We start from the raw sequence: 20,784 nt of genomic DNA on the forward strand, positions 1-20,784 counted from the left end.
CTCAGCGCCCTCGCGCTCAGGCTCTCCCGACTGGCCATTGACGTGAATCTCAGACACGGTAGGTCTGCTCCTCATGTGGAGTTGGAAGGGGCCCGAACGGCGCTTTGGACGGCCGACCGTCCGGGCCCCACTGAGCGGAAGCTGTACGGGTCAAGCGGCGCGTTGTTCTTCGGGGTGGGCGCGGATCACGCACATGCCGAGCAAGGTCGGACGCGGCAACGGGTGCCGGTGAGGCTCACTCGCTCCCGACGGGCACCAGGTGCAGGCCCTGCCGCTCCACAGGCGCGGCGTGCGCTGCTCCGGCAGTGACCAAGTCCTTGGCCTCGCGGATCCGCGCGCGGCACCAGGTCTCCCCCCGCCCCGACTCCTTGGCCAGCTCGCGCCACGCGACCTCATGACCCGCGCGCAGCCGCTCCGAGACCCACGCGCGGGCCTCGCCCTGCTCTTCGGGATCGCTGCCGCGCGCGGTGTGCGCGGCCGCCGTGCGGGCCGCCGCGACGTGCTTCACGCGCGGCTTGGACTCGGACTTGACCGGCTTGGGCGCGGCCGGGGGGTTGTTCGGTTCGGCCTGCGGCTTCTCCAGGCTCACCGGCTCTGCCGCAAGCTCCTCGGCCGGGGCGTCGGCGGGGGCGAGCTCACCGAGCTTGAGCAAGACGCGGGTGCGTCGCGACGTCTCGGAGCGCCACCGTCGGCCGTGTCGGTCGCGCAGGTCCGCGCGGGCGAGTTGACGCTCACGCTCGCGGGTCAGCGCGTCCGTGTACGAGGTGATCTCCCACAGCGTCATCCGGCGCCACAGCGCGAAGGTGGAGGGGAAGGCCAGCAGCCAGCGCGAGCGCCGGATCTTCTCCATCCGACGACCGGTCGCCGCACCGATCCGGACCGCATACACATGCGCGGCGATCTCGGAGAGCATGACCCACAGCAGCGGCATCGTGCCGTGCGCGACCTTCGCGGACAGTGAGTGCCCGGCCGCGACGTTCAGCCAGCACGTCACCAGCGTCAGCACCCACGGAACGAACCGCACCCACACCAAGGGCATGTTGACCCGGATCAGCAACAGGTTGGCCGCGGTGAACACCGGGATAGCGATGTCGATGCCGACCGGCAGCATCCACGGTGTGGCGAAGCCCCAGCGCGCGCCTGCCGCCGATACCGCCTCGAACGACGATGCCAGTCCCAGTACACCGACTGCGGCCGCCGTCACGGCGACCGCGCCGAGCAGAACCTTCTCCGGCTTCGCCAGTGCCGGCACCTCGTGGCGCGTCATGCCGCCGCCCCCTTGGTCGAACCTGTGGAGCGCAGACGACGGTCAGCTTCAGTGTTGGCGAACCGGCACGGGTCGCACGGCTTCTCGTTCTGTCGCAGGTGTCGCTGATAGCCGCCTCGAGTACCGCACTTGGCGGGCTCCCGCTTCGGCTTGATCTGCCGTAGGGCCGGGGCCGACTCGCTCGCGTCATCGACCAGAGCCGGCCTTCGAGTGCCCAGGTAGATCGCGTGTCGCTCCTCCGGGCTCTTGCCGCCGCGGATCCCGAAGCGGTTGGCGTGACCGGCACTGCCCTCGCTCGCGAGGGCATCGGTCAGGCAGGCTTCCACCACCGGGCACTGTGCGCAGATCTCCCGCGCCAGGGCCGCCGTAGGCCGGTCGCCACGCTCGGGGAAGAACAGCTCAGGCTCGATGCCCTTGCACAGCGCGGCCGCGAGCCCCGGATCCGGAGCCAGCTCGAATCCAAGCTCCCAGGCGCCAGGCGTCCGGCCCGTCAGATGCCCATTGCGCGTACCGGCGATCAGCCCACTCATCAGGCCACCGCCTTCACACACCGCGCCTGACGGCCGCGCAGCAGCGACTGCGCCAGCGCGGCAACGCCCGCCGTGAGCTCGTCCGACTCCCCCGCTTCGACAAGTTCGGCGAGAGCTTCCCGAGCGACCGCCAGCCGAACGCGCCGTTCCGGGCGCGTTTCACCGGGTGAGCCTGCGAACAGCTCAACGTCTAAGCCGAGCGACAACTCGGCGAAGTCATGGGCCGATAAGGCCACATGACCAGCAATGAATGACTTCATCAGTGCTCCTGCGCTTGATCGGGACAGGACTCGATGCCGCGGCCGGGTTCTCTTTGGCCGGAGACGACCGCGCTGGAACTAGATTGCACTAGTGCGCACTAGATCACAAGGCTTTGCGGCAGTGCGTTGCAGAGCGCCCTAGGTCGATACCCTCGGAGGCATGAGCCTCGCCGCGAACGACCCCAGGCCCAAGTCCGTGCAGGCCGCCGATGAGCTGCGCAGACGCATCGACGACGGCCGGTACCGGGACGGCAAACTGCCGCCCAGCCGACGACTCGCGGAAGAGTTCGGTATCGCCGGGGAGACCCTCAACAAGGCTCTACGCGTCCTCGTGGCTGAGGGGCGCATCTTTTCCGCGGGCAACCGCGGGTACTTCGTCGCTGCGAACGAGGACGACGGTGCCGGCGCTAAGCCGGATGTTGTCGACGACATCAAGGAAATCCGCTCCCAGATTCAGGCGTTGACCGAGCGAGTGGCGGAGCTCGAAGAGCGTGCCGCTTCCGGTGGTGCTTGAACTGGGGACACCATGCAGGGAAGGGCCACACTGAAATAAGTGACAGGAGAGGGGGCACCGGCTGAGGCAAGGGGACACCGAGCTGTCCCCGAACTGTCCTCTTGTCTGTCCCCCCGCCCCACGGAGCAGACTCGCAGCACGGCACCCGAGGGAGGGCGAATGAGCGACGACAGGCCCGCATGGGCACGGCGCATCACAGCCGAGCGAGCGGCACGCGACTGGTCACAACGTGATGCAGTGCGAGCGCTGCGGGCCCACGCTCCGACTGAGCTACCTGCGGACGAGAGCATGATCCGCCAATGGAAGCGCTGGGAGTCCGGCTCCCTACCCAGCGAGTTCTACCGGCCGATCATCGCGGCAGTGTTCGGCACAGTCACGCACGCGCTCTTCCCCGCCCCCAGCCGGCGCGACGGCGACCGCGAGATCCTCGCCGCGAGCGGCATGGAGACCCTGGAGATTGTCAGCCGTCTGAACCGCTCCGACGTCGACGGCGCCACCCTCGATGCGCTGCGGATCACGACGGACCGGCTGTGCTCCGAGTACCCGTTCATGCCGAGCGATCAGCTCCTCATTGAGGGCCGGCAGTGGCTCCGCCGCGTCGTCGACCTCCACTCGAAGAGCCTCACCCTCGCCCAGCACCGCGAAGTGCTCGCCCTCTCTGGCTGGCTCGCTCTCCTGGTCGGCTGCGTCGAGTACGACTCCGGCGACCGCCACGCGGCAGAGTCCACCCGGCGGGCTGCGCTCTCTTTAGCTACAGAGTCAGACCATGCAGAGATCGCGGGTTGGGCGCACGAGATGCGGGCTTGGTTCGCACTGACGACCGGCGACTACCGCGGCGTGGTCGCCGCTGCCCAGGCTGGCGCGGAGACGGCCGCCAACCACTCCGTTGCCGTGCAGCTCGCTGCCCAAGAAGCGAAGGCATGGGCTCGCCTCGGTGACCGCCGCCAGGTCGAGGTCGCCCTCGACAAGGGCCGACGCCTCCTCGAAGGCCTCCCCCACCCGGAGAACCTCGACAACCACTTCGTCGTCGACCCCGCCAAGTTCGACTTCTACGCGATGGATTGCTACCGCCTGGTCGGCGAGGACAAGCTCGCCCGCACCCTCGCCGATGAAGTCCTACGCGCCGGTACGGACTTCGACGGCACGGAGCGCTCCCCCATGCGCAACGCGGAGGCCAGGGTCACCTTGGGCGTCACCGCGGCGCGCGAGGGCGACCTCGAACAGGCACTCATCCACGGCGAACGCGCGCTTCACGGCGACCGACAGTCGGTGCCCTCTCTCATCATGACCAGCCGCGAACTCGCAGCCGTCGTACGAGACCGATACAGCAGGGAGCCCGCAGCTCAGGACTATCTCAGCCACCTCAACGAATTGGGGCGAGCGAAGCCCGGTTTCCTTCCAGGCGAGGGTTTGCCTTCCTAAATCAAGGCGCCTCGCTTGGCTCGCCGCGAACTGGTTCAGCGTTCCCTGAGCCGACCGATAGCCAGCCTGGGCACAACAGAAGAACCGGCAGTGACAGTTGGCAGTGACCAAAGCCGGTAGTGCTAGCTCCAGTGCGTCAGAGGTGATCTGTTCCGCGCGCCGCGGAACTGGCCGCAGTCTTCCGCGATCGCTATAGGCCTCCCCGACACAAGTTTTAGATCAGGACTCACGGATGCAGATTTTTGACTTTATTTCATTCTGATTTGATAGACACCCTGTAAACCGCACCATGGCGACCCCGATCAAATTCTTCAAAAGTCACGCGCCTGTCATCTGTCCCGATAAACGAAAGGGACGAGACATTCGATCTGAACATAAATAGAAGATCACTTCGACCCAAGAATGGGCGGAGATCGAATTGATGCCGCTGTTGCGTGAAACCCATGATAGAAACATTGATTTCCATAATCGAGGTCGACGCTGCAAGTGCCGCCAACTCTGACAACTGCGAATGTTTGATGGCGAAAGAGGTCCTTTTGAGGTTCGGCAGTTTCGCGATAGCTTTCAGGTGCCGCGAGTCCACAATGGCCATTGCCAAGTATTCGAGCCCGAGGAAACGATCCAGACAATCTGGGTTATGCATCTTTATACTCAGCGTAGCGTGCTCAAGATTCGGGACGGAGTCACCAAGGGACCATATATCCACTTCCTGGCGTGCGCCTTGAATGTTCAAGGCACGCAAAGTCGGAATCTTCGGAAGAGATATTGTCCTCCATTGCTCGCTCGACAGGTACCGTAGAGTCAAGCCTTCCAGCGACTTAAGAGAACTCAGGCCATCCCAGGTATCGCGAAGTTCCCCAACTATGGCCCTGAGCCCAGTAAGATTCGGGCATCGCGCGAGAGTCTCACACGAGAAGTCAGCAGTCGGCCGGGCCATATTCAGAATCGAGAGGCTATCGGATACTGGCAGCCAGTCTATATTTTCCACCGGGCAAAATACTGTTAGGTACTGCAAGCGAGTAAGGAACTGCAATGACGGCAGGAAACTCGGCAGGTGGATGCCAATCTTTTGCCACGCTTCCGGATTTCTCCCCAAAACGTTTTTAGCGTACTCCATATGATCAAAGAATTGCCAACCACGCTCAAGCTCTCGACGCACCGTGATTCTGTCATCGCGGGCAAATCTCGATACCAGCGAGAGAGCCGCCTCTCCACCCAATAGAGTGGCCATTCGAATCGTGGCAGCAGCTTCAGGAGCAGAAAGTTTCCCTGGAGGAATTAGGGGAATCATTATTTCCCCCGCCGCCGCGAGCTCCTTTGCGTCAATCATACGGCGGGGCGGGATCAATTTTGCCGTGCAGTCTTGCACCCGCCTGAAGACCTTCGGATCACACTCGCCAGCCGTTTCGAGGCATGCTGCGGCAAGCAAGTGCAGGCGGTTCTTGTGCTCTGGTTCCCTATCTCCGCGGTCCAGAAGCCGGCTTAGGATTTGCGACCGCTCCCTAGGTCTCGCATGGCCGACCGCCATGACGACGACTTCATGCCACTGATCCAGGTGCGCGTGATCCACCAGACTCTGAAGGTCGTCCACTTCCATAATTCGGGCAGCTGCCAGATATTCTTGAAACGTTCTGTGCACAAAATCCACACGATCCGCGACTGGACGCCTTAGGCATCCACTCCGAATCAATAGATAGTCGAAGACCTTCTGCGGAGAGCTTTCTACCGAAACCATCGACTCGAGTGAGAGTTCGATCTGCCTGATGGCCTGCGACTGCGAGGCGTCGCTAAGACCGTTCCGCATGAGCCAATGCGCGAAGCTGCCCAGAATGGACTTCTTTTGGGAATCCCCAAGCTGCGGTGGTTCAGGATAGTTAATTCGCCTCTCTCGGTCCCGCCGCAGGAGCAGCATATCCAGTGCCGCTCTGTAGAGCTCCATCCTATCCTTTGGGAGCTGGGAGTTTCTGTCCCGATTCAGAGTACACAGGAGGGCGCAGAGTAGCGGGTTGGAAGCCAGTCGGCGAAGCTGCCTATTCTCTCTCACTGAACGAATCAGTTCATCTTGCCCTTGGTTCAGACTCTCTATCTCTGTCACGCCTATTTCGTTACCCTTGGCCGCGTCATGCCAGTGGCGAATGAAGTTCGCGACATCATCCTGATTCATCGGGAGCATATCGAGAACCGAGAATCCGTCTTGCGCAAGCCAATCGGCCTCAGCGGCAGCTGGGCGGGAAGTTACCAAATAACGTGCATGAGGATACGTGCGGAGTAGCTGCCGCAACCAGCGGCGTACATATTCGCGTCGTTCTTCGGGAAGCTCATCCACGCCATCGATCAGAACCAGGGCCCTGCCCGAGGTAAGCATGCGGTTTACCCAGTTCTGCGGCATCTCCTCCGCGAGATGAGTCCCCACTTCGGGAAAAAATTCGCTTGGCTTAGGAAGCGGAAACTCGGCAAAGCGCCGCAGTGGCAACACGAATGGAATAAGCGTATTCCAGTCAAAAAGATCGCCGCCCAGGCTACGTTTTGCTGAATTAACCGATAGCCACTGTAGCAATGTCGTCTTTCCGGAGCCCGCGTCCCCCCTCAGCAAGATTCGCTTGTGCGGAGCAATTGCGGACTCTGCCGGCATACCCATACCTGTGCGCGGGTTGGCCGATTGCATGTCATCATTCACCGGAGAATTCGGTTCGAGGCCATCGTCAAACGCACCAGACCTACATTCAACTTCAGAGCCAGAAAATTGCGAACTGCTCGATGACATACTCAACGTGATATAAGCAGCAGAAAGGCTGTAGGAGCGATTCGACCGTTCCCTCAGATCGACCCCAAATATCTCCAGATCATCAAGGCTTTCAACTACTAGATCGGCATATCTCCTTTCGAAGTCGAGATCTTCCGCGAGCAGAGTTGGCCCCATCTTGCTGTGGATCTTCTCAACGGTCGAGATGATCTGTCGAAGTCGTTTCAGCTGCTCCAGTTCGACTCTGGACGCAAAGCTCGGCCACGTGGTGATAAATTGCACTACTTGCAGAGAAATTTGATGGACGAGGAAAATGAGGAGGGACTCCCCAGCCTCAGAAAGCCCGACCCGCTTAAGTTCAGTTGCGGATGCCCTAATCACTTCCTGCCCATATACCTCTGGATCGCAATCGCAGTCCCAAACGGTGACTCTGACGCGCTCAAAAGCGGCTACGGTCTGCAGAATGGTGGCAGACTTCTCATCCTCGGAAAGACCAGAGAATTCACGCGCTACAAAGTCCTTGATATGACTAGATACATGAAGGGTAAGTTTTTTGAGGTCGGCTGACTCTACACTCCGAGGCTGTTTTAGACGTATGCGCGAGAGAAAGGGTCCGGTAGTAATTGCCGCACCTTGGCCGGGAATTAGGCCTTTCGCCAGCGGCGCTACCCCAGCGCCGACGGCCGCACCCGCGATTTTTCCCGCCGCAACCTCGATCACCTAGTCACCCTCCACAGCCCGGGACTCTCGCATCGAGGGTAGCGGCAGCCGGACAGCACGGGGTGGGCAATGGACTCTTCTGCACTGTTGGCGAAGGGAGGTTGACCATGCGTCAGGTGACTGTGGCCCGCCGAACCAAATCTAGGAGAGGGGTGCTGGAGCCCAATGTCCTTAAGACATAGGGTCAGGCATGAAGCGAGGTCAGCGGGTTGCTCAGCACGCTGACCCACCGTAGTACCAACACGGTTCACGTCCAGGGACGATGACGGCCCTTGAACTCAACCTCTGCAATCGTTCAGCGCCGGCAACCCCACCATGGTGCGCCTCGTCTGCGGCCGGGTCCCTCGCATCCAATGCAGGCTGTGGAACGTTGCCTTCCGGTGGATGGACGGGGAAGTCGTTGGCGACGGACGCAGCGTGCCCCGCTAAGTCGCAGGTCACGGCGGCGGTTGAGCCATTCAGGGCCAGCCTCTTCTAAGCGCTTGGCCGCAGGTTCGAGTCCTGCCGGGGGCGCTCTTCCCGACCGGTGTACGGCCCTCCCCCGCGGAGGGCTTTTTTGCAGGTCAGGGCAGTGTAGCGAGACTGGCGTAGCCGGGGCGTAAGCAGCGGACCCACCCCGAGTGATCACGGAGTGGGGCCAGCGGCGTCCGGCTGGTACCGGGTTTCTGCGATTCGCTCTGCCGAAAACGTGTCGAAGTTCTGCGGGGCGGCTCAGTTCCCTTGGAGCAGGTCGGGGAGGTCTCCTCCGGCCTGGATGTGCTTCTGGTGATCCTTGAGCTGTCCACAGATGCAGCGGGCGTACGTGCGCGGAGAGCGGGACTGGGACGCTGTTGCCCGCCCAGAATGGGTGGGCAAGAGCGACCGGCAGTCGCTGCCTTCGCTCCTCATGGTCAGCCAGGAAGTGCCGCGATCGTCAATCGCGACTCCGCCAAGGAATCAGCGGGCCGCGACTACTTGGATCGCCTGAACACGCTCACGCGCACGGATAGGGCTTCCTCAACCCCCACCCCGCGCTCGTGTATTCAGCACGCCTTGACTCAGTCATCAGGGCTCCGCCGAGGCCGGGCACGCCTCTCCCGCTCGCGTCTGGCTCGATCGCATAGTTTGCTGATCACTCGGGTGGGGTGGCCTCGCCCTGCCAGAAGTTCCACTGGTATCCCCAGGGATCAGTGATGGTGAAGGTCCGCGGCCCATAGGGCTGGTCCACCGGCGGAGCTACCTCGGTGTCGGCTGCGGCTCGAACCCGCTCAAAATGTGCTTCGACGTCGTCGACGTGCACGATGAGGATGGCGTTCTTCCCGTCGTCGCTCGTGCCGCCGCCGCTGACCCCGATCTTCGCCGGACCGGCATAGATGTCGGCCTCGAACGTCCGCCCCGAGTCGTCGCGCCAGCGGACCGCGCCGGTAAAGCCCAAGACCCGCTCCATCCAGTCCAGCGCGGCATCTGCGTCGTCGTACCGCAGGTAGGGAGAGACGCTTTCGATCGCCATCCGATGCTCCTTTGCTCCTTCGGGTCTGGGCAGCCGACATCATCATCTGCCCCAGGGCCACGACTGACCAGCCCAGCAGAACTCAGCAACCGCCCGCCGGTAGTCCACATCGCGTGACATTTCTTGATCGGTTTGCGCTGTCTTCAGCGGGACCGGTACGGCCGGTCCACGGAATCAAGGAAGGAGCGCATGTGCGCTTCACACACGCTGCGTTGACAGTCGGGCTCGCGGTTGCGACGAGCCTGTCACTGGCGGGGACCGCCGGCGCGAGGGGAACAGTGGAGGCGGGCCGGATCACCGCCACGGACTACTCTGCGGGGTCGCCCGCCACCGTCGCGCTGGACCCGGCGACCGGCTCCGTCACCACCACGTTCGCCCAGGCCGCGGAGGACGGGGTCCTCTCGCCCAAGGGCTCCCGGGTGGCGTACATCCAACGCCGGGACACGTGCATACCGCAGGACGAGGGCTGCATGTATGCCCGCGACCTGGTGACCGCCGACGCCGACGGCAGCGACCGGCGCGTCCTGGCCGAGGGCGTCCAGCCCGAAGACGCCACCGCGCCGTACGTCGGACACCCTGACTGGTCCCCGAGCGGTAAGCGGATCGTCTACGACAGCCCACGCGGCCTGGAGTGGATCGCCACGGACGGCACCGGTGCTGAGGTGCTCACCTCCGGCAGCCGCGGCACGTTCTCCCCGGACGGCCGAAGCATCGCCTTCCTGAAGGCCATCTCGTACGAGACGCCTAACGGCTGGGAGTACGGCTCCGACGTCTACATCCTGGACCTGGCCACCCGCGAGGTCCGCGCCGTCACAACCGACCACCAGGCATTGTCGACACCCGCCGATTGGTCCCCCGACGGGCAGCGCGTCGTCCACTCCACCGGGCACGGTCTGCGCATCACGGACGTGGCGACCGGCTCCGCCACCGAGCCGCAGTGGCCGATGCCCCTCTCCAGCATCCAGAACCCGGTCTTCTCCCCCGACGGCAACCGGATCGCCTTCACCGCCGTCGACGACTTCACCGGCACAAGCGGCGTCTATGTCCTCGACGCCGCCGACGGCGGGAACCTCCGCGTGCTCACCGACCGTCCCGTGACCCTCACGGACTGGCTGGCCAACTAGGGCTCCAGGACCCCGGTCCCGGCAGGCTTCGGCGGCCGTCCGTCCAGGTGGGCGTACGGCCGCCATCTCCGGCGCGCAAAAGCATCCGCCACTTATGACCGAAGACGACCGCTACCGCGCCCAGGCGACCAGCCCGGCAGACCTCAGCAACCGCCCCGCCGGTGGTTTGCGTCGAGAGGAACAGTCCGTGCCACGGGCGTGCCAGAAGGGGCGGGAAGCCACGGGGAATCCGGGTGTCTGACGGCTGCTCAGGCCAGCACCGGCCGGGGCAGGGAGCGCGCCAGTCAGCAAGCACGCGGCCCAACCTCGCTCCTGAAGCGGTGATCCCTCACCGTTCTGCCGTACGCCGGTGCATGCCACGAGCGCGGAGCCGTCCTCGGTGAGGAAGAGCATGAAGACCCATGCCCCGTCGGCAGCTCTGACCTGGCCGAGGCGCACCGGTTGATCATGCCGACCGAGGAGCTGCACCGCTCGTTCCAGGCCTGGAGTCTCAATTCCCTTCCGGCGCGTGTGCCGAAGCCGACGCCCATAGGTCCCGGCGAGCGATTCGGTGGAAGTCACCAGGCAGTCGCAGCGGCACGATCGACCGGTCTGACACACCTATTCAGCGACCCGCGGCCACTCGTGAGAACCCGCACGTCACAGGCCATGGACAGGGTTTTCGGCACCCAAGGCACGGGGTGCGCGGAATGCGAACCCGAGTGCTGACGTTGTCATATCGGTGAGCGATTCGTCCAAGGATGCCGATTTCCCCCCGATCGAGCGTGAGTCCGTCCGCGAGCGGCTGGCGGCCGAACGTGCCGGCACCAGCGCGCAGATCGCGGCATTGAGCCGTGACTTCGACGGGATCGTCGAGGCGAATGCCCTGGTGGCGATCGACGACGAGCACGACCCGGAGGGGTCGAGCACTGCCTTTGAGCGGGCCCATGTCGCCGCGTTGCTGGCACAGGCGCGCGACCACCTGGCCGATCTGGATCGGGCGCTGGAACGGCTGGAGCAAGGCGACTACGGGCGGTGCGAGGAGTGCGGCGAGCCGATCCCGGCGGAACGTCTGGAGGTGCGCCCGGCGGCGAGCACCTGCGTACGCTGTGCCGCGGCCCGCCCCCGCTGACTGGGGCGGGCGTAGGGCCACCCGCCGCGATGACCGCCTTCAGGTCCGAGATACGCCCCCGGGCAACCCGCTCGCAGGACCGGACCTGCCGCTTGTCCCGCAGCCTGTGTCGGCGGCGCTCCGTCGTTGAGCCACTTCGTGATGTAGGCGCAAGGCAGGTCGCAGCTACACCTCCCGGCATTCCCGCCCGGGGCCCTCGCACTCCTTGGGAAGCGTTTCGTAAGGCTCAGGACCTGGTCGGTGATCCGCTCGGCGCACGTCTTCTAGTACGGCGTGGGCGTCTTCGTCGATGTCGGCGTCTTCGTCGATGTCGGCTTCTTCGTCGTCTGCGTCTTCGTCGGCTTCTTCGACGGCTTCTTCGTCGATGTCGCCTTCTTCGACGGCTTCTTCGTCGATGTCGCCTTCTTCGACGGCTTCTTCGTCGACGTCGCCTTCTTCGACGGCTTCTTCGTCGACGTCGGCTTCTTCGTCGTCTTCGTGGGCGTCGGCGTCGGCGTCTTTGTCAGCGCGAGCTGCGCACTTCCCGCCGTCAGCGCCTCATCCTGCTCCGAGGTCACTGAAGGATGGTTGGCAGCCACTCCCTGCGCCATCACCGCTGGCGCGAGTGTCAGGGTTGCCGCTGCGACCATGGGGCTTAGGGCTAGTGCGAGATATCGTGTCGCGCGCATAGTTGTCCCATTTCCCGGTGAGAGGTGTGCGCAGACGGCGCTCGTCTTGGTCGGGTGAGATTGCGATGCCGCAGTGGAGCAGGCTGGAATGCTCCACGAGCAAGAGTGAGGCGCCATTGCGACCGTTGCATTCTGCCGTGGCGCCAGCTGCTCTGCTTGGCGCGCCCCTGGCAGGGGCGCCAGCAATTCGACCGTATCGAGCCGCGGGTGACATGTCCACTTTTGGGCTAGTCTCCGGAATTTGGCAGTAGGCGCGCAGGGGGAACTTGATAGCGCGCCGCCGCGGCGCCTCGAACCCCCGGCAGCGCCCCCGGCTCCACCTCGAACCCGCCGAGGCGAGGGCGCGGCCGAGTTGACCAGCATGAACCAGCCGCCACTGCCCGCAAGGAGGTTCTGCCCGACGGCAGTGAGCACACCTCCCACAAGCCCGGCCCCAACGGCGAGCGTCACCACCGGCCTTGGTCGAGCCGGCGCGACAGGAGTGGCATGCACCCCCATCGGGCGTTCGGTCCCGAACATGCCCGATGGCTCCTCATAGCCGGGGTGCGGGCGATTCGTCGTGCGGAACCTTCCCGTTCGCATTGAGAAGCAACGCAAAGAGCACGATCGACGTCTTGATCAACGGCAAGTGTCGGAGCGGGTATCTGCAGGCACCCTTCAGACCCCCGCAGGCAGCGAAGCGGGGGTGTCGGCAGGGGTTTCCGCCTCCCGTACCAGTCATCTATACACTGCATGTATAGATGCTGTGTATAGTCGCTGCCTCACCAAGTCCTCTGCAACGACCACCCCCCTTCTGACCTGTTCGCTCACGAACTCGCATGACCTCTGGCCAGAGCCCGGAAAGCAGAAAGGCACCCATGTACAGCAAGGCCTTCGCCGCCGAATATCAAGGCGCCCTCCAATCAATGTCGGTGAACTCCTCCTTGGCCGACGTACTGGCCAAGGGGACCGAGCAGTTGCGGAAGGCCAAGCTCTCGGGTTCCCAGCAGGAGGTCGCGCGGTCCGGGCTTGCCGTCGCGGAAGCACATCGCCGCCTGGGTCACGTCGCGGAGGCCGATCGCGCCTGGAAGGCGAGTTACCGCACCGCGCGCTCGGTCGGTGACCTTGGGGCGATGGCATGGGCGCTGTGGAGCGGCGGCACGCTCGCCCGTCAGCGGGGCGCCCTGGCTCTGGCCCGCCGCCTGCTCGGGCTCGCCGCCGAAATGGGCGAGCGCGGTGGTGACGTCGTAGCCCGGGGCTACTCGCTCGCCGGGATGGCGGAGACCGGCCGGATCCAGGGTGACTACGAGGCCGTCCGCACCCTTCACGAGCAGTTGCTCGCCGAGGCCCGGCGCCGCGGCGAGGCCCGGCACACGGTGTGGGCGCTGGAGGGCATCGCACAGATACACCGGAACACCGGCTCGTACGACACCGCACTCGCGATGTTCGAGGAAGCGGCTGAGATAGCCGAGAAGGCAGACGACAGGCGGGGCCGGGCCTGGGCACTGCGTGGCATCGCCGACATCGTGTCCGCACGGGACGACGAGCCGGATCGCGCCCTGGATCTGCTCTCCGATGCCGAACTCATCTGCCAGGAGATGCACTTGACCAGTGCTCTGGCCTACAACCACAAGATGCGCGGCAACGTGCTCTTCCGCGCCCGCCGTTACGAAGAGGCTCAGCAGGCGTACGAACAGACCTTGGCGGAGTTCCGCGCCATCAGCGAGCCGCGTGGCGAGGCACTGGCCCGGCTGGGGCTGGTCAAAACACTTGCCCATCTAGGGCGGGACCAGGCGGAGACGGCCGCGGATCTGGACGAGTTGCGCTTCGACCTCGACCGGATCGGTCTGCACCATGCCCGCGACATGGCCGACAAGGCCCGGGCCGACCTCGGAATACCGCCCATGCCCTCCGGGATGGGCAAGGGGGGCGGTCTGCGATGACCCTGCCGATGGCAACCAGCGACGTGCAGGCGGCACCGCAGCCGACGGCACCGCACCTGACCGCACCGCAGATCCTCAGCCGCTGCCGGGAACTCGTGCGGCCGGCCCTGGCCGCAGCCATTGAACGCCTCCACCCCTGGCCGCGCGAGATGGCCGCGTTCTCCCTGGGCTGGTGCGAAGTGGGCGGCAAGCCCGGATCCGGTGCTCATGGCAAAGGCGTGCGCCAGGCCCTCACCGTGCTCTGCGCCGAAGCCGCAGGCGCGCCCGGCGAGAGCGCCGTCGCCGGCGCGGTGGCCGTGGAGCTGATCCACACCTTCTCGCTCCTGCACGACGACATCATGGACGGCGACGAAACGCGTCGACAGCGGGAGACCGTATGGAAGGCGTACGGCACAGGGCCTGCGGTTCTCGCAGGAGACGCGCTGTTCGCCCTCGCCCTGGAAACGCTGGCCACATCGCAGAACGCCAACAGTGGCGCTGCGATACGGAAGTTGTCCGAGGCATTGAACAATCTGGTACACGGTCAGGCGGAGGACCTGCTCTTCGAAGCCCGACCCTGGACAGGCCCGCATGCCGTGCAGCTGCACGAATATCGGTCCATGGCGGACCACAAGACCGGTGCCCTCCTGAGCTGCGCCGCCGCCCTGGGCGCCGTACTCGCCGGAGCTCCGTCGTCCACCGTCACCGCCCTCGCCCAGGCAGGGCAGCACCTCGGCGTGGCATTCCAGGCGGTCGACGACCTGCTCGGTGTGTGGGGAGACCCCGAAGTCACCGGCAAACCTGTTCACAGTGATCTGCGCCGGAGAAAGAAGACCTTCCCCGTCCTCGCCGCGCTGACCACGAACGGCCCTGCCGCCCGGAGCCTCACCGCGCTCCTGGAATCTCCGTCTGCGCTGGACGAGGTCACCGTCCGCCACGCCGCCGAACTCATCGAGGAAGCCGGCGGGCGCTCCGCCACCCTGGACGAGGCCAAACGCCACCTTGACATGGCTTCCGCGTGCTTGCACAGCGTCCCGCTGGCGCCGACGGCTGTCGGCGAAATCCTCACGCTGCTTCCCTTTCTCATCACGCGAAGAATGTGAGGGCTGCCGTCCGGAAAGCTCCGACCAACCGTCAGTCGGTCCGCCCTTGGCGGAAATCCGGGAGATGACCTCCCCGGCCTCTTGGCTACCGGTTCGGCCGGCGGTCTCTCGGCCGGGGTGACCACCCATCGGGTGAGGGGGCGGCGAACGCGGACGCTGTCGCGGTGAAGACGGCGGTAACCGCGCTCGTCGGCCGGCCCTTCTCCGCAGACGCGGGAAGAACCGCCCGCGCCCACCCCAGATTTGTCATGCACCTGGACAGAGGTCGAGGCCTGTGCTGTCATGCCAACTGCCCCTCCCTTCAACGTTGTAGACGGCTCATCGGCGTATACGCGCAAGCCCAAGCCCCCGTCCCCCCGAGGTCAACGGCAGGAGCGCCCCCCATGCCGCTCAAGCGACGCCACTTCCTCCAGACGGTTGCCAAGACGCAGGGCCAGTTCCAGAACGGCTTCGCCATGCAGTCGTACCAGCCGGGCGTGGACCAGTACCGCTGCTGCCCGCACAACTACGGCATGGGCTGGCCGTACTTCACCGAGGAGCTGTGGCTGGGCACGCCGGACGGGGGGCGGGCCACCGCCATGTACGCCGCCAGCGAGGTCCGTGCGACGGTCGGCACGAAGGTCCGCGCGAGGGTCCGCGCGAGGGGCGGCAGCAAAGCCGGCGGCACCACGGTGACCTTCACCGAGGACACCGACCACCCCTTCGGCGACACGGTCACGCTGACCCGGTCGACGCCGGAGCCGGTACGTTTCCCACTCCATCTGCGGATCCCCGGCTGGCGCCGGGGCCACGGGCTCACGGTCAACGGCGAGACGCTGTCGGCGCAGGACGGTCCGGCCTTCGTGCGCGTCGACCGCACATGGGCCGACGGCGACGTGGTCAGGCTGCGGCTGCCGCAGCGTACGAACCTGCGCACCTGGGCGGCCAACCGGGACGCGGTCAGCGTCCACCTCGGCCCACTGACCTACTCGCTGCGCATCGGCGAGGACTATGTCCGCTACGGAGGCACCGACGCCTTCCCCGGGTACGCCGTGCACGCCACTGGCCCCTGGAACTACGGGCTGACCACAGGCACTTCGCCGACCTTGGCCCGTGACGAAGGACCCCTCTCCGGCAATCCGTTCACGCACGCCACCACGCCCGTCCACGGCACCGGAGGGCAGGGCCTGGATCCCGGAGCCTCCCTTCCGTCGCGTGCTCAACAAGCACAGCGGCAAAGCCCTGGGCGTGGAGGGGATGTCGACGGCCAACAGCGCCCAGGTGGTGCAGTTCGACGACAACGGCACCGCCGACCACCTCTGGAGGTTCCTCTGATGGAGCCTCCACCGTCCCTGCTGGGGGTCTAACAGCCTCTACGGGCAGCCTCTACGGGGTGCGTCGCGCAGCGTTCTGAGAGCGCTCTCGAAAGACTGACTCGCCATCAACCCACAGGAAACGACGGAAGGGTTCACCACAGTGATACGCACATCAGTGAGACGCACCTTCGGATTACGCATCGGCATGACCGCGCTGCTCGTCCTCGGCGCGTGGGGCGGGGCGTCGCTCACCCCCGCCGCCGCGGCCCCCGAGCCCCGGCTCTCGGCCGGTCTGCTGACCGCCATGCAGCGGGACTTGGGCCTCACCGAGCCGCAGGCACGCGAGCGGCTCGCGCAGGAGCGGGCAGCAACCGCCCTCCAGGGCAAGGCGGAACGCGCCGCGGGCGCCGCGTACGGCGGCTCCTGGTTCGACGCGACCACCGGCAGGCTGACTGTCGCCGTCACCACTCGCGGCAGTGCTACGGCCGTACGGGAGACAGGAGCGGCGGTCCGGCTCGTACAGCACAGTGCAAAGGAGCTGGACGCGGCCAAGGAGCACATCGACCGGCAGGCGGCGCAGTCCGCGCAAGGCGCGCCGCGCGGGGTGAGCGGCTGGCACGTCGACCCGCGGGCCAACCAGGTCGTCGTCGACGTCGTCGCATCCCGCCGCGGCGACGCCGATGTCCGGGCCTTCGTCGACCGCGCCCGCCGGGCCGGGCCGGTGCGGGTCGAGGCGGCCATGGACCAGGCGCCGGCCACGTTCGCCGCAGGAACCGTGGGCGGCGACCCGTACTACACGGGCAACGTCCGCTGCTCCATCGGCTTCTCGGTCCACGGCGGCTTCGTCACGGCCGGGCACTGCGGCAGGCCCGGCGACTTCGTCCGCGGCTGGGACGGCTCCGGCATGGGCACCTTCCAGGGCTCGTCCTTCCCCGGTGACGACTACGCGTACGTCGGCATCGGCCACGGCTGGTGGACCGTCCCGGTGGTGCTGGGCTGGGGCACCGTCCCCGACCAGCTCGTACGCGGCTCGGCGGAGGCCCCGGTGGGCGCCTCGATCTGCCGCTCCGGGTCCACCACCCACTGGCACTGCGGCACGGTGCTGGGCAAGAACGAGACCGTCAACTACAGCCAGGGCGCGGTCCATCAGATGACCAGGACCAACGTCTGCGCCGAACCCGGTGACTCCGGGGGCTCGTTCATCAGCGGCGACCAGGCACAGGGCGTGACCTCCGGCGGCTGGGGCAACTGCAGCAGCGGCGGCCAAATCTGGATCCAGCCCGTGAACGAGATCCTCTGGCGGTACGGGCTGACGCTGCACACGGCCTGACGCGCGGCTGAGAGCTCTTGACGGACGAGGGTTCTCGGGGGGCTTGACCAGGTCACCGCCCGGCCTGGTCAAGCCCACGGACCGGTAAGACGTCAGCGGGTCGGCCGGGCGACTCTGCGGGTGATTCAGAGCAGCCAGGTCCGGTTTCCCCCGGCCTGTTCACGGTCACTGCAGCGCGGCGCCGACCAGCAGGGCGAACGACGCGAGCGTGAACAGGGTGCGGATCAGGTGAAGGAGGTTCCAACGGGGCTCGAAGGCCGCGCGGACCTCGCTGTCGGGGGCGGCCGGGGAGGTGTTCTCCGCCGCGGCGAGGGCGTTGTTCAGCGGGATGTTGCCGACGATGGTGATCAGATGGTTGATGACCGCGCACACCAGGCCCGCAACGATCAGCCATCGCTGGGTGTCCGTGCGCCCGTCGACGGGCACGGCGAGTGCCGCGGCGGGGAACGCGATGATCCCGAGGAAGAGGAGAAGGAAGACGGGGCGCGGTACGACCTCGTTGATACGGCGCATGGCCGGCAGGAACTGGTCGTCCGACAGCCGGGCGAGCGCGGGCATCACCGAGATCCGGAAGGTCAGCATGAAGCCCGCGTACAGCCCCGTGAAGATGATGGCGAGGGCGAGGAGAAGGGTGGCCATGGCGCACATCATGACGCGAGGGGACGGGTGACGCGGCGCCGCGCCGCGCCGCCCGTCCCCCCTCCCCTCAGTCCCGTACCCCCTGCGCCTGAGCGATCGCCTCCGCCAGCTCACGCACCGCGCCGTCCTCCGTCGAGCCCGCCAGCTTCCTCGCCCGGCCCGCCAGTTCGCCCGGCCCCGGTGCCCCGGGCATCGAGCCGCCCCTCAGTGATTCAGCGAAGTACGCCGCGACCGCGGTGACTTGGAGCCGCTTCGAGCCCTCGTCCCACAGCGCGCCGTCCACCGCGTCCGTCTCGACCGAGCCCGTCTGCTCGTGCGGCGCCCGCGTCCTCGGGTCGAGCCAGCGGACGGTCGCCGTCGCGACGTGGCCGCTCGCGCCTTCCCTGAGCCGTACGGCATACAGCGCCGTCACCGTATGGCCCGGGCCGACCTCGCCGCCGTCCACCGTGTCGTTGCGGAAGTCCTCGTCCTCGACCGCGCGGTTCTCGTATCCGATGAGCCGGAACTGCTGGACGGTCTTCGGGTCGAAGGCCACCTGCGCCTTGGCGTCCCGTGCGCGCAGTTCGACATGCGTGGGCAGCTGGTCGCAGAACACCTTCCTGGCCTGCTCGCTGGTGGAGACATACGTGGTGTGCCCGTCGCCCTTGTCGGCGAGCCGCTCCATCAGCGCATCGCCGTACTCACTGCCGACGCCCACGCCGAAGAGCGTGATGCCGTACGTGCGGCGGGCGTCGTCGATCCGGTCGAGGATCGCGTCGGCCTCGGTCTCGCCGGTGTTGGCGAGCGCGTCGGAGAGGAGGACGACGCGGTTGGTGGCCCCGCGGCGACGGCCCTCGACCGCCTCGTCGTAGCCCTGCCGCACGCCCGCCTCGACATTGGTGGAGTCCGTGGGCTCCAGGCTGTCGATCACCTTGTGGATACGGTCGCGGTTGTCGTCGACCCTGGTCATCGGGAGCCGCGTCCTGGCCTCGTCGCTGAAGGTGACCAGCGCGATCGAGTCGTCGTCGCGCAGCTCGTCGGTGAGGATGCCCAGCGACTCCTTGACCAGGTCGAGCCGGCCCGGCTCCGCCATGGAGCCGGAGATGTCGATGACGAACGTGAGGGCGGCCGGCGGCCGTTCACCCTTGCGGTCGGAGGGGCGGGTGGAGAGGCCCACGCGCACCAACGACCAGTCACCGCCGCCCGCTCCGTCATTGCCCTGGCCGCGGATCTCGCCCTCCGCGCTGCCGGGCCGCGCCCCGTCGACCGTCACAGAGAAGCCGTCGCCCTTCGGCCGCGGGTAGTCCTGCCGGAAGCTGTTGATGAACTCCTCGGGCCTGATCTGCCCGGGCTCCGGCCGCCGCCCGTCGGCGAGGGTGCGGCGGGCATAGCCGTACGAGGCGGTGTCCACGTCGAGCGCGAAGGTCGACAGATAGTCGGGGGCCCGTTCGGACTCCCGGAACGCGTCGCCCTCCCGCGCCCCGTCAGCCCCGCCGTCCACTCCCGTGGCGGGCGCGCCTCCTCCCCCGTCCGGCGCTATCGGCGCGGGATCGGGCCTCGCGCCGTCGTTCGCCCTCTCCTTGGCGCCGCCCTGGGAGGTCCGGTCGGCATGGCCGCCGCCGCCACCGCCGCAGCCGGCGGTCAGCAGCATGCCGCCGGCCAGCACCGCGGCCAGCACTCCCCTGTACGTCCGTGCGCTGAGCTTCATCTGGGCTCCCCTGGGTCGTCAGCACTTGTGAATGTGACGTCCGAGACGGCCCCGGGGAGCAGTCGAAGGAGTTGCGGATGAATCTCAATGCGGCAACGACGGGCGGGAGTTGCCCGAAACCGTTGCGGATCCGTTCCCGGAACCGAAAGGAATGGCAATGACTCGCCAGCCGCGGACCGCAACTTGTCACCATGTGCAATCGTGGTTGTACATGGAGTGGCATACGGATCCGAGGGGACGGGCCGTGTGGCGTGTGTGAAGGGCGGGGGATGATCTGTCATGGCAGTGGGGGTGGCCCCGGGCTCCGTGCTCGGTCGGGGGGTCTCTCGGTCTGTCCTGCGCGAAGCGCCGGGGCAGCCGGTTCAGGGAGTGACTCAGGTGAGAGCGGCCCTGACAGGGCTGGTCCGCTCGGCGCGCCATGAGCTCCTCAGCTTCGACGACCCGGCGAGCGCGCTGGGTCACGGCATCCCGGAGCCGTTCCTGGAATTCGGCGGCGCCTGTGTTCGTACGGCCGCCGAACAGACCGCGGAGGTCAGACGGATCGCGCCCCGGCACGGGCTGACCCATCTTGCGCAGCCGTGGCTCTGCCCCGGCGCGACCCGGGTGACGGACTCCATCCCGTTCAAAATGGTTGTCGCCGACCGGTCGGTCGCTGCCGTTCCTCTCGATCTGGAACTGCACTTCAACGGCGTGCTGTTGATCCGCGACCCCGTCGTCGTCCAGGCCCTGGTGCGCACGCACCGCGCCTGGTGGGACACCGGTGACAATCTGACCCGGCACACCGTGCCCGGCGCCGTGCCGGCCCATCTGCAGCCGGTGCTCCTCACCCTGCTCGCCGGGCTCACGGACGAGACGGCGGCGACCCGCCTCGGCATGTCCGGGCGTACGTACAGCCGCCGCGTCGGTGAACTGCTCACCGACCTCGGCACGACGAGCCGTTTCCGGGCGGGAGCGGAAGCGGCTCGTCGGGGCTGGGTGTAG

Annotated in this window: 16 protein-coding genes and 1 pseudogene; 10 read left to right on the forward strand and 7 right to left on the reverse strand. The window is 66.4% G+C overall.

Annotated elements, in window-relative coordinates; genetic code table 11:
• Window positions 1-235 precede the first annotated feature (235 nt).
• The 3 genes from ACZ3H8_RS23595 to ACZ3H8_RS23605 are packed head-to-tail and all read right to left on the reverse strand — an operon-like array spanning window position 236 to window position 2,057.
• Complete coding sequence (locus tag ACZ3H8_RS23595) at window positions 236-1,267, reverse strand: DUF2637 domain-containing protein (RefSeq protein ID WP_467404883.1); 1,032 nt, start codon at window positions 1,265-1,267, stop codon at window positions 236-238.
• Window positions 1,264-1,797 carry a WhiB family transcriptional regulator gene (locus tag ACZ3H8_RS23600; protein ID WP_467404884.1) on the reverse strand — a complete coding sequence of 178 codons (534 nt, stop codon included), beginning with the start codon at window positions 1,795-1,797 and terminating at the stop codon, window positions 1,264-1,266. Before ACZ3H8_RS23600 ends, ACZ3H8_RS23595 begins: the two co-directional genes overlap by 4 nt.
• Complete coding sequence (locus tag ACZ3H8_RS23605; RefSeq protein WP_389561268.1) at window positions 1,797-2,057, reverse strand: hypothetical protein; 261 nt, start codon at window positions 2,055-2,057, stop codon at window positions 1,797-1,799. Before ACZ3H8_RS23605 ends, ACZ3H8_RS23600 begins: the two co-directional genes overlap by 1 nt.
• Window positions 2,058-2,217: 160 nt before the next feature.
• Here ACZ3H8_RS23605 and ACZ3H8_RS23610 point away from each other — a divergent pair, with 160 nt between their 5' ends.
• Together ACZ3H8_RS23610 and ACZ3H8_RS23615 are read left to right on the forward strand one after the other, a co-directional pair.
• Entirely contained in the window at window positions 2,218-2,571 is a 354-nt protein-coding gene (locus ACZ3H8_RS23610; RefSeq protein WP_389561269.1) for a winged helix-turn-helix domain-containing protein, read from the forward strand.
• A gap of 288 nt (window positions 2,572-2,859) precedes the next feature.
• Window positions 2,860-3,993: an XRE family transcriptional regulator gene (locus tag ACZ3H8_RS23615; protein ID WP_467404886.1), complete on the forward strand. Its 1,134-nt coding sequence runs from the start codon at window positions 2,860-2,862 to the stop codon at window positions 3,991-3,993.
• A 253-nt stretch (window positions 3,994-4,246) separates the two neighbouring features.
• Here the strand turns inward: ACZ3H8_RS23615 and ACZ3H8_RS23620 are convergent, their stop codons facing one another.
• Both ACZ3H8_RS23620 and ACZ3H8_RS23625 read right to left on the reverse strand, forming a co-directional pair.
• Window positions 4,247-7,456, reverse strand: coding sequence for an NACHT domain-containing protein (locus ACZ3H8_RS23620; protein ID WP_467404887.1), 3,210 nt, complete (start codon window positions 7,454-7,456; stop codon window positions 4,247-4,249).
• A 1,111-nt stretch (window positions 7,457-8,567) separates the two neighbouring features.
• Complete coding sequence (locus ACZ3H8_RS23625; protein ID WP_467404889.1) at window positions 8,568-8,945, reverse strand: VOC family protein; 378 nt, start codon at window positions 8,943-8,945, stop codon at window positions 8,568-8,570.
• Between the two features lie 191 nt (window positions 8,946-9,136).
• Between ACZ3H8_RS23625 and ACZ3H8_RS23630 the strand changes: the two genes are divergently transcribed.
• From ACZ3H8_RS23630 to ACZ3H8_RS23660, 7 genes and pseudogenes are all read left to right on the forward strand, one after another.
• Window positions 9,137-10,069: a hypothetical protein gene (locus ACZ3H8_RS23630; protein WP_467404890.1), complete on the forward strand. Its 933-nt coding sequence runs from the start codon at window positions 9,137-9,139 to the stop codon at window positions 10,067-10,069.
• A 721-nt stretch (window positions 10,070-10,790) separates the two neighbouring features.
• A complete protein-coding gene (locus ACZ3H8_RS23635; protein ID WP_467404893.1) occupies window positions 10,791-11,180 on the forward strand; it encodes a TraR/DksA family transcriptional regulator in 390 nt (129 codons plus the stop codon).
• 273 nt (window positions 11,181-11,453) lie between these two features.
• Window positions 11,454-11,906, forward strand: coding sequence for a hypothetical protein (locus ACZ3H8_RS23640; protein ID WP_467404896.1), 453 nt, complete (start codon window positions 11,454-11,456; stop codon window positions 11,904-11,906).
• A gap of 799 nt (window positions 11,907-12,705) precedes the next feature.
• Window positions 12,706-13,770, forward strand: coding sequence for a tetratricopeptide repeat protein (locus ACZ3H8_RS23645; protein WP_467404898.1), 1,065 nt, complete (start codon window positions 12,706-12,708; stop codon window positions 13,768-13,770).
• A gap of 8 nt (window positions 13,771-13,778) precedes the next feature.
• The gene (locus tag ACZ3H8_RS23650) at window positions 13,779-14,852 is read left to right on the forward strand and encodes a polyprenyl synthetase family protein (protein WP_467404901.1); all 1,074 of its coding nucleotides are present in this window, start codon (window positions 13,779-13,781) and stop codon (window positions 14,850-14,852) included.
• A 407-nt stretch (window positions 14,853-15,259) separates the two neighbouring features.
• Window positions 15,260-16,163: pseudogene (locus ACZ3H8_RS23655) on the forward strand (hypothetical protein); the annotation flags it as partial.
• 189 nt (window positions 16,164-16,352) lie between these two features.
• Window positions 16,353-17,477, forward strand: coding sequence for a S1 family peptidase (locus ACZ3H8_RS23660; RefSeq protein WP_467405439.1), 1,125 nt, complete (start codon window positions 16,353-16,355; stop codon window positions 17,475-17,477).
• 165 nt (window positions 17,478-17,642) lie between these two features.
• On the opposite strand, the gene ACZ3H8_RS23665 is transcribed toward ACZ3H8_RS23660, so the two are convergent.
• Both ACZ3H8_RS23665 and ACZ3H8_RS23670 read right to left on the reverse strand, forming a co-directional pair.
• The gene (locus ACZ3H8_RS23665; protein WP_467404903.1) at window positions 17,643-18,116 is read right to left on the reverse strand and encodes an anthrone oxygenase family protein; all 474 of its coding nucleotides are present in this window, start codon (window positions 18,114-18,116) and stop codon (window positions 17,643-17,645) included.
• Window positions 18,117-18,183: 67 nt separating this feature from the next.
• Window positions 18,184-19,803, reverse strand: coding sequence for a vWA domain-containing protein (locus ACZ3H8_RS23670; RefSeq protein ID WP_467404906.1), 1,620 nt, complete (start codon window positions 19,801-19,803; stop codon window positions 18,184-18,186).
• 378 nt (window positions 19,804-20,181) lie between these two features.
• Between ACZ3H8_RS23670 and ACZ3H8_RS23675 the strand changes: the two genes are divergently transcribed.
• On the forward strand, window positions 20,182-20,784 hold the full coding sequence (locus ACZ3H8_RS23675; RefSeq protein ID WP_467404908.1) for a DNA-binding response regulator: 603 nt from the start codon (window positions 20,182-20,184) through the stop codon (window positions 20,782-20,784).

The organism is Streptomyces sp. NPDC002868 (assembly GCF_055563295.1).